Source organism: Mesorhizobium sp. ISC25 (assembly GCF_042295465.1).
GTDB lineage: Bacteria > Pseudomonadota > Alphaproteobacteria > Rhizobiales > Rhizobiaceae > Mesorhizobium.
Genome location: NZ_CP135441.1, coordinates 4,435,735 through 4,448,248, shown reverse-complemented (window position 1 = coordinate 4,448,248; position 12,514 = coordinate 4,435,735). Strand labels below are relative to the sequence as shown.

General features: G+C 63.8%; 17 protein-coding genes. 8 read left to right on the top strand and 9 right to left on the bottom strand.

Annotated features, from left to right (window positions below; translation table 11 throughout):
- The first annotated feature begins 23 nt into the window (after nucleotides 1-23).
- Genes RQ479_RS22010 through RQ479_RS22000 form a run of 3 tightly spaced genes read left to right on the top strand, consistent with a single transcriptional unit; the run spans nucleotide 24 to nucleotide 2,053 of the window.
- On the top strand, nucleotides 24-1,130 hold the full coding sequence (locus RQ479_RS22010) for a murein transglycosylase A (protein WP_376702616.1): 1,107 nt from the start codon (nucleotides 24-26) through the stop codon (nucleotides 1,128-1,130).
- Nucleotides 1,127-1,660: a Smr/MutS family protein gene (locus RQ479_RS22005; protein ID WP_352466565.1), complete on the top strand. Its 534-nt coding sequence runs from the start codon at nucleotides 1,127-1,129 to the stop codon at nucleotides 1,658-1,660. Before RQ479_RS22010 ends, RQ479_RS22005 begins: the two co-directional genes overlap by 4 nt.
- A gap of 24 nt (nucleotides 1,661-1,684) precedes the next feature.
- A complete protein-coding gene (locus tag RQ479_RS22000; protein ID WP_376702615.1) occupies nucleotides 1,685-2,053 on the top strand; it encodes a helix-turn-helix domain-containing protein in 369 nt (122 codons plus the stop codon).
- A 9-nt stretch (nucleotides 2,054-2,062) separates the two neighbouring features.
- Here the strand turns inward: RQ479_RS22000 and RQ479_RS21995 are convergent, their stop codons facing one another.
- From RQ479_RS21995 to RQ479_RS21985, 3 genes are all read right to left on the bottom strand, one after another.
- A complete protein-coding gene (locus RQ479_RS21995; RefSeq protein ID WP_376702614.1) occupies nucleotides 2,063-2,680 on the bottom strand; it encodes a transglutaminase-like cysteine peptidase in 618 nt (205 codons plus the stop codon).
- A 212-nt stretch (nucleotides 2,681-2,892) separates the two neighbouring features.
- Nucleotides 2,893-4,170 carry a polyhydroxyalkanoate depolymerase gene (locus tag RQ479_RS21990; RefSeq protein WP_376702613.1) on the bottom strand — a complete coding sequence of 426 codons (1,278 nt, stop codon included), beginning with the start codon at nucleotides 4,168-4,170 and terminating at the stop codon, nucleotides 2,893-2,895.
- A gap of 246 nt (nucleotides 4,171-4,416) precedes the next feature.
- Entirely contained in the window at nucleotides 4,417-4,776 is a 360-nt protein-coding gene (locus tag RQ479_RS21985) for a septal ring lytic transglycosylase RlpA family protein (protein WP_376702612.1), read from the bottom strand.
- A gap of 305 nt (nucleotides 4,777-5,081) precedes the next feature.
- Here RQ479_RS21985 and RQ479_RS21980 point away from each other — a divergent pair, with 305 nt between their 5' ends.
- A complete protein-coding gene (locus tag RQ479_RS21980; RefSeq protein ID WP_352466569.1) occupies nucleotides 5,082-5,267 on the top strand; it encodes a hypothetical protein in 186 nt (61 codons plus the stop codon).
- A gap of 59 nt (nucleotides 5,268-5,326) precedes the next feature.
- On the opposite strand, the gene RQ479_RS21975 is transcribed toward RQ479_RS21980, so the two are convergent.
- The 4 genes from RQ479_RS21975 to tauA form a co-directional block, all read right to left on the bottom strand.
- Entirely contained in the window at nucleotides 5,327-5,515 is a 189-nt protein-coding gene (locus RQ479_RS21975) for a hypothetical protein (protein WP_352466570.1), read from the bottom strand.
- Nucleotides 5,516-5,534: 19 nt separating this feature from the next.
- Nucleotides 5,535-6,401 (bottom strand): ABC transporter permease subunit, encoded by an 867-nt coding sequence (locus tag RQ479_RS21970; protein ID WP_376702611.1) that lies wholly within the window; start codon nucleotides 6,399-6,401, stop codon nucleotides 5,535-5,537.
- Entirely contained in the window at nucleotides 6,398-7,171 is a 774-nt protein-coding gene (locus RQ479_RS21965; protein ID WP_376702610.1) for a taurine ABC transporter ATP-binding protein, read from the bottom strand. The genes RQ479_RS21970 and RQ479_RS21965 overlap by 4 nt, the downstream gene beginning before the upstream one ends.
- Before the next feature lie 108 nt (nucleotides 7,172-7,279).
- Complete coding sequence (gene tauA / locus RQ479_RS21960) at nucleotides 7,280-8,293, bottom strand: taurine ABC transporter substrate-binding protein (protein WP_376702609.1); 1,014 nt, start codon at nucleotides 8,291-8,293, stop codon at nucleotides 7,280-7,282.
- 338 nt (nucleotides 8,294-8,631) lie between these two features.
- Between tauA and RQ479_RS21955 the strand changes: the two genes are divergently transcribed.
- From RQ479_RS21955 to RQ479_RS21940, 4 genes are all read left to right on the top strand, one after another.
- Nucleotides 8,632-8,823, top strand: coding sequence for a hypothetical protein (locus tag RQ479_RS21955; RefSeq protein ID WP_376702608.1), 192 nt, complete (start codon nucleotides 8,632-8,634; stop codon nucleotides 8,821-8,823).
- Nucleotides 8,824-8,970: 147 nt separating this feature from the next.
- Nucleotides 8,971-9,423 carry an RrF2 family transcriptional regulator gene (locus tag RQ479_RS21950; protein ID WP_376702607.1) on the top strand — a complete coding sequence of 151 codons (453 nt, stop codon included), beginning with the start codon at nucleotides 8,971-8,973 and terminating at the stop codon, nucleotides 9,421-9,423.
- A 49-nt stretch (nucleotides 9,424-9,472) separates the two neighbouring features.
- A complete protein-coding gene (locus RQ479_RS21945; RefSeq protein ID WP_376702606.1) occupies nucleotides 9,473-10,819 on the top strand; it encodes an FAD/NAD(P)-binding protein in 1,347 nt (448 codons plus the stop codon).
- A gap of 235 nt (nucleotides 10,820-11,054) precedes the next feature.
- Nucleotides 11,055-11,408, top strand: coding sequence for a winged helix-turn-helix transcriptional regulator (locus RQ479_RS21940; RefSeq protein ID WP_376702605.1), 354 nt, complete (start codon nucleotides 11,055-11,057; stop codon nucleotides 11,406-11,408).
- A 112-nt stretch (nucleotides 11,409-11,520) separates the two neighbouring features.
- Here RQ479_RS21940 and RQ479_RS21935 read toward each other — a convergent pair whose 3' ends face one another.
- Together RQ479_RS21935 and RQ479_RS21930 are read right to left on the bottom strand one after the other, a co-directional pair.
- Nucleotides 11,521-12,168: a cysteine hydrolase gene (locus tag RQ479_RS21935; RefSeq protein WP_376702604.1), complete on the bottom strand. Its 648-nt coding sequence runs from the start codon at nucleotides 12,166-12,168 to the stop codon at nucleotides 11,521-11,523.
- Nucleotides 12,165-12,494, bottom strand: a complete 330-nt coding sequence (locus RQ479_RS21930) for a hypothetical protein (protein WP_352491237.1) — start codon at nucleotides 12,492-12,494, stop codon at nucleotides 12,165-12,167. Before RQ479_RS21930 ends, RQ479_RS21935 begins: the two co-directional genes overlap by 4 nt.
- Between the last annotated feature and the right edge of the window lie 20 nt (nucleotides 12,495-12,514).

Genomic DNA, 12,514 nt, shown 5'->3' with positions numbered 1-12,514 from the left:
ACTGGACGGCGGCGGGGGCTGTCGTGTCGCTTTCTAGAGCCTTCAGCAAAAAATCCTTTGGCGAATTGCCGGGCTGGGGCGAGGACGACCATCTCCCTGCCTTTGACGCCTTTCGCCGCTCGGCCTTTCATATCCTGACCAAACCCTACCGCTCCGGCGCGCTCGGCGTCGATTACAATGGCTTTGCCGATGCCTATGCCGAAGCGCGTACCGTTTCGCCGGCGAATCGGTTGGAGGCCCGAAGCTTTTTCGAGCGCCATTTCGTTCCGGCCCGTATCGATGCCGAAGATGGTGGTCCCGGCCTGGTAACCGGCTTTTATGAACCGGAGGTCGAAGCCTCGCAGGTGCGCACGCAACGATTTTCGGTGCCGTTGCTGTCGCGCCCGGCCGACCTTGTCGACGTCGACGACGGCAATCGTCCTTTCGGCTTGGATCCTTATCTCGCCTTCGCTCGTGCGGCGCCGAACGGCCCGGTCGAATATTTCGACCGCGGCGAGATCGAACGCGGCGCGCTTGCCGGAAAAGGGCTGGAAATCGCCTGGCTCGCCGACAAGGTCGACGCCTTCTTCATCCACGTGCAGGGCGCGGCACGGCTCAACATGACCGACGGCAGGCTTCGCCGCATCACCTACGCCGCCAAATCCGGCCAGCGCTTTACCGGACCGGGCACGATCCTGAGCGACGAAGGCGAGATCCCGCTCGAGAAAGTGACGATGCAGTCGATCCGTGCCTGGTTCAAGGCGCATCCGGAGCGCGTCGACGAGATCCTTTGGCGCAACCGCTCCTATATCTTCTTCCGCGAGATGGGCGTCGACGACCCAGAGCTCGGCCCGATCGCTGCCGCCAAGGTACCGCTGACACCCGGCCGCTCGATCGCCGTCGACCGGCTGCTGCACACATTCGGCACGCCCTTCCATATCGATGCGCCGCCGCTGACCGCCTTCGACGGAAAACCGTTCCGGCGGCTGATGATCGCGCAGGACACCGGCTCGGCGATCACCGGGCCGGCCCGCGGCGATCTGTTTGCCGGGTCGGGCAATGCGGCCGGCGAGATCGCCGGCGTTATCCGCAACGCCGCCGATTTTTATGCGCTGATCCCCCGGTCGCTCGTTTCAGGAGCAGGCCGATGACCCGGCGCATCGACAGGCTGAGCGAGGACGACCGGGTGCTGTGGAACCTGGTGGCGCGCACGGCAAAGCCGCTGAAGGGCAAAATCGCCGTCGACATTCCTGACATTGGGCCGGAGATCGACCAAACCAGGCAGCCGCCGCCGGCACAGGTCGCGGGCAATCCTGCCACGGCCGCAAAGCCGAAGGCGCAGCATGTTTCCCACGCACTCGACGAACCGACGCTGGACAAGCTGTCGAAGGGCCGGCTGCCGATCGAGGGCCGTGTCGACCTGCATGGCCTGACCCAGGACGAAGCCTATTCGCTGCTGTTTTCCTTCCTGCGCCGGGCGCATGCCGGCGGCATCCGCTATGTCCTGGTGATCACCGGCAAGGGTTCCTCGTCGGGCGGCGATGGCGTCTTGCGGCGCGCCGTGCCGTCATGGCTGTCGACACCCGCCTTCCGGCCCCTCGTCTCCAGCCACGACCATGCCGCCCGCAACCATGGCGGCTCGGGCGCGCTCTACGTCCGCTTGCGGCGTGCGCGCTCATGAGGATGTGCCCATGAGGATGTGCTTGTGACCCCGTTCGGCGAAAGGCTCAGGGTGCTGCGAAGCGAGCGCGGCGTCAGCCAGAAAGACATGGCCAAGGCGATCGGCGTCAGCGCAGCCTATCTCTCGGCGCTGGAGCACGGCCGCCGCGGTGCGCCGAGCTGGACGCTGATCCAGAAGATCATCGGCTATTTCAACATCATTTGGGACGACGCCGAGGAACTGGCGCGATTGGCCGAAACCTCGCATCCGCGTGTCAAGCTCGACACGTCGGGCCTTAGCCCGGCGGCGACCGAGCTTGCCAATCTCCTGGCTGACAACATCGAAAAGCTCGACGAAGCCGAGCTTCGCCGCATCATTGCGTCGCTCCGCGCCGCGCTGAACCGGCCGAAATGAGTTGCTTTGTTACTGGACCGAGCCGACCAGAACCTGCTGGCCGCCGCGGATCGAGACCCAGCGGCCGGTATTGTCGATCGCCTGCCGCTTGAGGAAACGATAGCCCGTCTGGTCCCAGGAACGGACCTGGTCCGTCAGATTGTCGAGGATGTAGTCGCCCTTGTCGGTGCGCACCGTCAACACGGCGTGGCCTTCGCCATCCGGCTTGCGGACGACGGTCATCAGCAGGTCGGCAAACGAGACGCCCAGCCGGTTCAGCTCACGGCGCTTTTCCAGGACATAGTCCTCGCAATCGCCAACGCCCTTGTCGGGATAGGCCCAGACCTCGTCCTTGCCGTAGATGTCGAAGTCGCTCTCCGGCTTGACGGCGGCGTTGACCTTTGTCGTGACGCTGAGCAGCTTGCGCCACAGCGAGCCGGTCAGGCTGGCGGGCGACAGATCCTTCGGGCGGATCGAGCATTCGGACGCGTAGCCCTTGCAGAAATCATAATGGCCGATCGGCTGCGAGGTCGGGCCACCTGTTATCATCGGGCTGGCTGCCGAGGCCGAACTGGCCCAACCTGCCGCCACAGTAAGTCCAGCCAGCGCGCACAGGCGCAGCGTTCTCGCCATTGGTGAGGAAATCATTGTCCCCGCTTGTCCCTTGTTATTAACGAAACGTTAAGGGGTATTTACAGTCCGTGTCAATTATGAGGATGGATTGATTTTTGCGGGATGGTTACCCGCGTGGCGCCAACGCGACTATTGTGCAACAGGTCGACCGGCCGCACGGCCCCGCGAACCGATGATTTTGGCATTGACAGACCTGATGCGGATTGACGGGCATCATCGCTGGTCGCCTATTTCTTGCCGGTCCTGACCAGCTTGGGCTTCACCGCAACCCGGTTCTGACGGCCGTAGCTGGTAATGAAATCGACGATGCGCGGCACGATTTCGGAGCGGAAGCGCGAGCCGTTGAACACACCATAGTGGCCGACCGCCGGCTGCATGTAATGGGCGTGCCTGTCGGCCGGGATATTGATGCAAAGATCGTGCGCGGCCTTGGTCTGGCCGAGGCCGGAGATATCGTCGTTCTCGCCCTCGACCGTGAACAGGGCGACATTGCGGATCGCCGAAGGGTCGACCGCCACGCCGCGATGCGTCATCGTGCCATTGGGCAAGGCCTGGCGGACAAACACGGTGTCGACGGTCTGCAGGTAGAATTCCGCCGTCAGATCCATCACCGCCAGATATTCGTCGTAGAACTCGCGGTGCTTCTCGGCATTGTCGCCGTCATGCTTCACCAGGTGCATGAAGAAGTCCTTGTGGGCGATGATGTGGCGGTCGAGGTTCATGCTCATGAACCCCGAAAGCTGCAGGAAGCCGGGATAGACCTCGCGGCCGAAGCCCGGCACCGGCCAGGGCGCGCGCATGATGACGTTGTCGCGGAACCAGTCGATGCCCTTTTCCTGGGCCAGCAGATTGACCGCCGTCGGGCTGCGGCGGGTGTCGATCGGGCCGCCCATCAGCGTCATCGTCGAGGGCACGAACGGATCACCCTTGGCTTCCATCAGTGCCACCGCTGCCAGCACCGGTACCGAAGGCTGGCACACCGCCATCACATGGGTGTCGGGGCCCAGCGCATGCAGCATGTCGACGATGTAGTCGATATAGTCGTCAAGATCGAAGCTGCCGTCGGCCAGCGGCACCATGCGGGCGTCGACCCAGTCGGTGATATGCACGTCGGCATAGGGCAGCATCGCCTCCACCGTGCCGCGCAACAGCGTCGCGTAGTGGCCCGACATCGGCGCGACAATCAACAGCTTCGGATCCGGCCGGCGCCCGGCCGGAACTGCGCGCTCGAAACGAACCAGGTTGCAGAATGGCCGCGACCAGACGGTGCGTTCGCTGACCTCGACGTTTTTCCAGTCGACCACGGTCTTGGTCAGGCCGAATTGCGGCTTGCCGTAGCGGCGCGTCGTGCGCTCGAACAGTTCGGCCGTTGCCGCAACCGAGCGGCCCCAGGACGTGTGTGAGACCGGATTGAGCGGATTGGAGTAGAACAGGCGCACCGCATCGGCATAGAGGCGCGCCGGCTGCAAGGCGGCGTGGTTCAGTTCGTAGAGCTGGTAGAACATCGAGAACCCCGCTGCCGACTGCGATCGAAGGGCCGACGAGCAGCGCCGAGCCTTGAATGCCTTGCGGGGAAGTTAGCAACAATCTGCTGCGATGCAATACGTCAACTTGCGTGATTTATGCTCGTTCTTTCGTCCAAGGCGTTGAGAATCCGCCTGGAACGGCAACAGCCGGCTCAATGTGCACCTGCGAAGGCTATCGGGACGATCGTTGGACGAGGTGTCCGGCCGCGGCGACGCGCCGAGCAGTTAGACCCGCGCCATGCAGACAGCGGTATGGCCCGAGCTGATGAAGCCGAGCTGGCTGGCGGCGCCCTTCGACAGATCGAGCATCCGGCCCCTGATAAACGGGCCGCGGTCGTTGATACGCACGACGACGCTGCGGCCATTGTTGCGGTTGGTCACCTTCAGCTTGGTGCCGAACGGCAGGCTGCGATGCGCTGCGGTCAGCGCCGACGGGTTCATGCGTTCGCCGGAAGCGGTTCTGGAGTGCAATGCGTACCAAGAGGCACGGCCGCATTGGGCGGCGGCGTTGGCACTGGACGCGCCGACCATCAGGCCAGCCGCGATCGTGGCCGCGACAAGCGCGGTCCGGTTGCTTTTGTTCATGTGTTGGGGACTGGCTCCGTTGACAGACCCGCAGCGGTTAGGGACGAATGAGGCAGCAAATGCGGCAATGATCTGTCGGTTCCATGGCAATGTTACACGTTTGGAGTCGACGCGAAACAATTTGTCAGAGATTTCCCGCAGAGCGGCACAGCTTCCTTGATGATGTTTACACCGATCTCCACATGTCTTGCGCAGGATCAGAGGTTAGCATCTAAGTAGAAGTTGGTGTATTCGAGCGGCTTCTTTTCGCTGTTCCATTCCGGCCGGAGCCGGGCTGATGATCGACTTGGAAAGGAGTCTTGGCAATGAGATTGATCAAAAATCTGCTGGCCTTGATTGTGCTCGCCATCGGCGTGCTGTGGACGTTGCAAGGCATCGGCTTCATCCGCGGCAGCTTCATGACCGGCCAGTCGCAATGGCTCTATGTCGGCATCGTGACGGTGCTGGTCGGCTTGGGCGGCCTGGCCTGGGCGAACCGTTCGCGCGTTTGAGCAGGCGTCGATCCTCAGGCTCCCGCCAGAGCAGCGCACAGCGGACCCGTGGCGGCCGGTCACCGCGACCAGTATTGCCAGCCCCAGTAGAAACTTTCGTCGCGCGGCGGCAGGCGGTTGCGCTCCGCGTCCAGATGCATCGGCGTCGGCGTTTTGCGTTCGCCGTCAGGCGGCTGTTTGTCTCCGGCCTTGATCAGGCGGAGCCAATGGCCGAAACGCGCAAACAGTACAGCAGTGAAATGGGGCATCGTCACGTCTCCGGTCTGGTCACTCCCGCCCTGCCCACGGGACGAGCACCCGCTCGATCCTGCGGATGATGAATTCAAGCACGAAGGCAATGGCCGCGATCACCAGTATACCCATCACCACCACGTCGGTGACGAGGAACTGGGCAGCGGACTGGATCATGAAGCCGAGCCCGCGCGTCGCTGCCACCAGCTCGGCGGCAACCAGCGTCGACCAACCGGCGCCAAGCGCGATGCGCAGACCGGTAAGAATCGAGGGCAGCGCGCTGGGCAGGATAACGTGCCTGATCACTTGGCGCTGCGTGGCGCCAAGCGAGCGCGCTGCATTGATGCGTTCCTGCGAGACGCCGCGAACACCCGATGCCGTCGACAGCGCGACCGGCGCCAGCATGGCAATGGCAATCACCAGGATCTTGGACGGCTCGCCAATGCCGAACCAGATAATGATCAGCGGCAGATAGGCGAGCGGCGGGATCGGCCGCAGGAATTCGAGCAGCGGATCGAAGATGCCGCGCCCGATCGTGCTGATGCCGATAGCCAGCCCGATGGGAACGCCGACGAAAACGGCCGCGATCAGCGCTGCAAACACCCGCCACAGACTGGCGGCGATATGCTGGAGCAGCGTCGCGTCGACAAAGCCGTCACGGGCGACGACGACAAATTTGTTCCAGACTGCCACAGGCGACGGTAGGAAAACCGGCGACACCAATTGCAGGCGGGCTGAGGCCGTCCACGCCGCCAGCACCATCAGAATGGTGATCGCGCTGACCATGCGGGCCGAAACGCGGCTGCGTCTCGGCCGCGACCGCGACCATGGCACCGACAGCGCGTCGGCTCCGTCGTCGGCCTTGGAGCGCTGCGGCCGCTCGGTATAGGAGGTAACGGTCATGCTGCCTCCCCTTCGAAGATCGCATCGGTCAGCTCGCCGCGCGCCGCGGCGAAGGCCGGATCGGCCTTGATGCTGCGAATGGCCTCGCCGGCTGCATAGCGCCGGCTGAAGCCGGCCTCGAAACTCCGCACCACCCGGCCAGGGCCGGGAGCGAGCACAATGATACGGGTGGCGAGAACCAGCGCTTCGTCGATGCCGTGCGTGACCATCAGCACGCCGACCTGGCTTGCCGTCCACAGATCGAGCAGCGTTGTCTGCATGCGTTCGCGTGTCAGCGCGTCGAGTGCGCCCAGCGGTTCGTCGAGCAGCAGGAATTGCGGCTCGGCCGCCAGCGCCCTGGCCAGGCCGACCCGCTGGCGCATGCCGCCGGAAAGCTCCCAGATGCGCTTGTCGCCGGCGCCGTCGAGCTTCACCAGCGCCAGAAGGTTGTCCGCAGTCCGCGCCCGTTCGGCGGCCCTGACACCGCGCAGCCTGAGAGCAAAGGCGACATTTTCCCGCGCGGTCAGCCACGGAAACAGCGCGTCGTTCTGGAACACGACTGCGCGGTCCGAGCCTGGCGCTGTGATCGGCCTGCCGCCAATCGTGGCGCGTCCACGCACAGGCTGGACCAGGCCCGCAGCGACATTGAGCAGCGAGGTCTTGCCGCAGCCGGAGCGGCCGACCAGGACAACGAAGTCGTCCTTGGCGATGTCAATCGACACGCGTTCGACGGCCGGCGCCGGCTGGCCGTCATAGTGAATCGAGACTTGGTCGAGCACGAGATGCGTCATGTGGGGTCGCCGATATTCTGAACCTGCCTGCCCCGAAGCCGTTCCTCGTCAGCGGCTCCGGGGCAGGCATCGCGCGCTCAGGGAAGGGAGGACGCGCGCATTGAGCCGCTAATTCGAGGCCAGCGCCTCGCCGACATATTTCGCCGACACGTATTTCGAATAATCCGGCAACACGGCGTCAATCTTGCCCTGCTCCTTGAGGAAGGCCGATGTCGCCTCGACCGCCTTGACCGTGCCGCCACCGAGGAACTTGTCCGAGGCTTGCTCCTCGAGTGTCGGGAAGACATAGCCCCTCAGCAATTGCGGCACGTCTTCGAGCTTGGCCCCGGTGATCCTGGCGATCTTGGCCGCTTGCGGCGAGGACACCGACCATTGATCCGGCTTGGCCAGGAAGTCGGCATAGGCAGCGCCCGTTACTTTGACGAAGTCGCGCACCGCTTCCGGGTTCCTTTCGGCGAAGTCGGTGCGCACGATCCAGGCGTCGAAGGTCGGCGCACCCCAGACGGCGACCTGCGAGGAATCCAGCACGACCTTGCCCGTCGTCTTGATCTGGCCGAGTGCCGGATCCCAGACATAGGCGGCGTCGATGTCGCCGCGCGCCCATGCCGCGGCGATCTCCGGTGGCCGCAGATTGAGAATGTCGACCGACTTCGGGTCGACACCCTGATGCTTCAGCGCGGCAAGCAGGCTGTAATGCGTCGTCGAAACGAAGGGCACCGCCACCTTCTTGCCGGCAAGGTCGGCAGTTTTCTCGATGCCGGCGCCGTTGCGGGCGACAAGGGCCTCGGATTCGCCGATCAGCCCGACAATGAAGATTGTCTGGATTGGAAGCTCGCGGCTCGCCGCCGCCGCCAGCGGGCTCGAGCCGACATAACCGATGTCGACCGAACCGGAAGCGATGGCGGCGATCACGTCGGCGCCGGAATCGAATTTCCGCCAGTCGATTGCTGCCTTGGTCGCGCTCTCATAGGCGCCGTCGGCCTGCGGCACCTTCGAGGGTTCGACGACCGTCTGGTAGCCGATAGTGATCTTGAGGTCCTGCGCATCGGCTGGGCCGAGAAAGGCGGCACCAGCCAAGGCCGCCGAGGACAAGAGAACGATACGTCGCGAAATGGTGGACATGAAAGGCTCCTTGGAAACGAGAAAAACCGGATTGCGTTTCATAGTCACCTAACTCTATCGTTCTTGTAGAGTTAAATCGTTCCAATCGATTCGGTCTTGTTAGAAAAAGTCATCTGGCTATGGCGGTTGCCCATTCGCACGCTTCTGCGATGGCCTGGGTAAGAACCATCGTCAGTGCCCCAGAACCTCTTTCACGTTCCCACGCTCAACAAGAATTTCCCGTTTTCGCCCCTGCATCGGCAAACCCATGCTGTGGATAGCCAAGAAATTGGAAATAAGTTCCCTGTGTTCGCCGTTAAGTCTAGTATCCTTATCGACATTGAAGATTGGAGAGGACGATGAACGACGCCACCCTCCTTGTTGCCGCGCGCGGCATGCTTTGGCCTTCAAATTCAGGGGCAGAAGCTGCTGTCGGCATTCTCGCCGGTCGGGACATTTCTGTCGCCGGCCAGTTTGGCGGTGTGCCATTGGCGGCGGCTTCTGTGCCCCCGAGGGCACAAGCCCCGGCCAAAATGGCCATTGCGGCTTGAAAACGAAGCAAAATCAACGTTTCTCGGCTTGTATATCATGTCACTAGAATTTATCTGTAGTGACAGCTTGGACGCGGCGGGGAGGCACGCCAGGCGTTTCGCAACCGGTGGCCATGCGCCATCGCATGACAGAGAAACGTTCGGGTTATGCTCACGAAAAAAGGTAAATACGGCCTCAAGGCGCTCGTCCATCTGGCGCGCCTGCCGGCTGGACAGCTCGCATTCGTCAACGACATCGCCACAGGAAACAATATTCCGAAGAAGTTCCTCGATGCCATCCTTGGCGAATTGCGCAATGCCGGGTTCGTCCAGAGCCGCAAGGGCAAGGACGGCGGCTACCGGCTGGCGCGCCCAGCGGACGAGATCAAGGTCGGCCACGTCGTGCGGGTGCTCGACGGGCCGCTTGCCCCCATTCCTTGCGCCAGCCGCACGCAGTATCAGCGCTGCGAAGATTGCAACGAGGCGACATGCCAAGTCCGACACCTGATGCTGGAGGTCCGGCAGGCCATCGCCGAGGTGCTGGATCAGCGCAGCCTCGCCGAAATGCGCGATATCGCCGGCGACGCGGACCTTTCGGCGGCGTTGAAAATCCAGGCCTGAACCACTCTCCCCTGAGCCGGCGGCGATCGCCAGGACAGCTGGTGTGCGCATGACCGGGCGCGCTACGCTAAGTTCCATCATCATTGTCGGTGGCGGCGCCAGCGGCGTCGTGCTTGCCGCGCATCTGCTGAAGTCGGCCAATCCAGATCTCCGCGTCAGTCTGATCGAAAAACGCCCGCATTTCGGGCAAGGCATGGCCTATTCAACGCTGCTGTCGGCGCATGTGCTGAATGTCAGCGCGGCCGGCATGAGCGCCTATGCCGACGATCCCGGCAATTTCTCCCGCTGGCTGCTTGGACGCGGCCTGGCTACGCCAGAGCAGGCGCCGGTCTACGCGCCGCGAAGCGTCTACGCCCGCTACCTCAAGGAGCTGCTCGACGAGATCGAGGCGCGCGAACAGCAAACCGGGCGCCTGCGCCTGATCCGCGAGGAGAGCCTGTCGATCTCGCCGACCGCGTCAGGCGTCGAAGTGGCGCTGGCCAACGGCACCAGCGTGGTTGCGCACCTTGCCGTGCTGGCGACAGGCCATGACGAGGAGCCGGGCGCCGGTCAGGGCCGCGCGATCAGGATGGGCTCGGAGGCCGACACCGAGCTCGACCCCGAAGCCCCAGTCCTGGTGCTGGGCACCGGCTTGAGCATGGTCGATGCCTTCCTGTCGCTCGAGCAGCGCGGTCATCGCGGCGCGATCGTCGCGGTGTCGCGGCGCGGCCTGCTGCCTTCGCCGCATCGCAAGGGCAATCCGATCAAGCTCGACGTCGCCGACATTCCGCTCGGCACCCAGCTTTCCTATTTCGTCGGCTGGTTCCGCGACCTGATCCGGGAAAACCAGAAGGCCGGCATCGACTGGCGCGACGTGGTCGACGGTCTGAGACCCTTCAACCAGAAGATCTGGCAGAACTGGCCGTCCTCGGCCAAGCGCCGCTTCGTCGAACACACCAAGGCGTGGTGGGACATCCACCGCCATCGCATGGCGCCTGAAGTCTACGCCCGCGTTGCCGAGGCGGTGCAAGCGGGCCGCATCCGCCTTGTCGCCGGGCGCGTCGTTGACATCGCCGCCGGCGACGGCTTCAGCGTCCAGGTCCAGTCGCGTCACACGCAGCAGCTCGAAAGGTTCGACGTCGTGCGCATCTATGATTGCACAGGCATCGCCAGGGACATCTCGACCACCTCGAACAGCGTGGTACGGTCGCTGGTCGACCGTGGGCTGGCAAGGCCGGATCCGCTGCGCCTCGGCCTCGACGTGACCGCGAATTGCGAGGTCATCGCCGGCGACGGCACGGTATCGGCCAAGATCCTCGCCGTCGGACCGCTGACGCGCGGCACATTCTTCGAGATCGACGCCATTCCGGATATTCGCGTGCAGTGTGCGCGGCTAAGCAAGCGATTGCTCGGATGAGGATCTAGTTGTCTTGACGCAATTCCGGATGCAACACCGCCGCCGTTGGGTGAAAAGACCTCGACCGCATAACCGCGTTTCGGCTGTTTCGCGTTGACCGGATTGGCGTCGCGTACGCTCATCTTCGTTCTCCTTCATGGATTTTGTAGGCGGCCTGGAAGCGAGCCGCGACCCTGGCCAGATGACCGGGCAAATTCTGCTTCCGTCGCCACCGTGCCTTGCCTACGATGGGCGCATGACGCAACGCGGAAGACTCTACGGCTGCCCGGTCGAGTTCGCGCTCGACGCGCTCGGCGGCAAATGGAAGACGGTGATCCTGGCGCGCATCAAGGAACAGCCGATGCGCTATTCCGAATTGCGCCGGCTGATCCCTTCGCTCTCGGACAAGATGCTGACGCGGCGCCTGGCCGAGCTTGTCGAGATCGGCTTCGTCACGCTCGAGACGTCGCCCGACGGCAAGGGGCGCTACGCCTTGACCGGGCGCGGTGAAGATCTCGCCGCCGCGCTCCAGGCGCTCTACGACTGGGGCAGCGTGCATGGCCGCGCCGAGGGTGTGCGTTTTCGCACCGATAGCGCAGCCATCACCTAGATCAATTCCGGGAAAAGCGCGGTTTTTCCATCTGCAATTGCCTGAAAACAAAGGCATAGAGCGGTTCGGCGTTCCCGTGAAATGGTGGGTCGCGCCGGGAAGCCGACTGCCCTCAACCCGCGCCGGCCAGCGCGCTGCAGAAGCTTGCGACATCGGTGACGACGGCTTCGCCGAGGAAGCGTAGCGTCGCCATCGAGCGATCGCGCGCTTCGCGGTTGCCGAAGCCGCAGGCGTCCTCGATTACCACGGCGACAAAGCCATTGTCGGTCGCCTGGCGAACGGTCGGCTCGATGCCGACCTCCATGGCGATGCCAGCGAGCGCTACCGCGCGCACGCCGCAATCGCGCAAGGCAAAGCCGAGCGCGGTGGAATCGAAGGCCGACATCGTGAGCTTGTCGAACACCGCCTCGTCATCGCGGGGTTCCAGCTCGGGCACGATCCGCGTCGCTTCGGCGTCGCGCGGGAACCACGGCTCAACCGTGTCGGGGCTGTCGCGCCGCTGCCAGGCCATGGCGGTGCGCAGCTGCGTCGCGCCCGTCCATTTGCGCGGCAGCGACAGATGGCGCGTGAACGCCACCCGCATTCCGGCCACGCGCGCCGCTTCCAGCACCGTGCCGGTGCGCTCGACGATGGTGGCGGCGCCGGCCACCTGGCGGCAGATGCCGACCTGCATGTCGTAGACCACCAACGCCGTGCGGCGCGGATCGCACCACTCAGCCAGGTTGGTCGGGATTTCAACCCCGTCGCTCGACCGGATCATGCCGCCGTCCGGTCCCACGGCTTGGCGATATCGACGGTCGGGTCGAACAGGAATTCCAGCGGCAATGGCGCGTCGAAGGCGATGAAGTGCCATTCCAGCAGCCCGGCCTTGGACAGCGGAAAGTCCTCGGTGTAGCGCCGCGCTTCCTCGACGCTGTCGAGCTCGAAGACGATGATGACGCCGCCAATATCGCCGCGCGCATAATTCTCGCGCACAATCCCCGCCTTCCAGAGCCGCCAGACGTTCGACACTTCGTCGCGCAGATAAGGCCGTAGGTCGTCGAGCGTGACGCCGGGCCTGAAATTGTCATAGGCAAGAATCTTCATCGGCCGTTCCTTGCATTGCT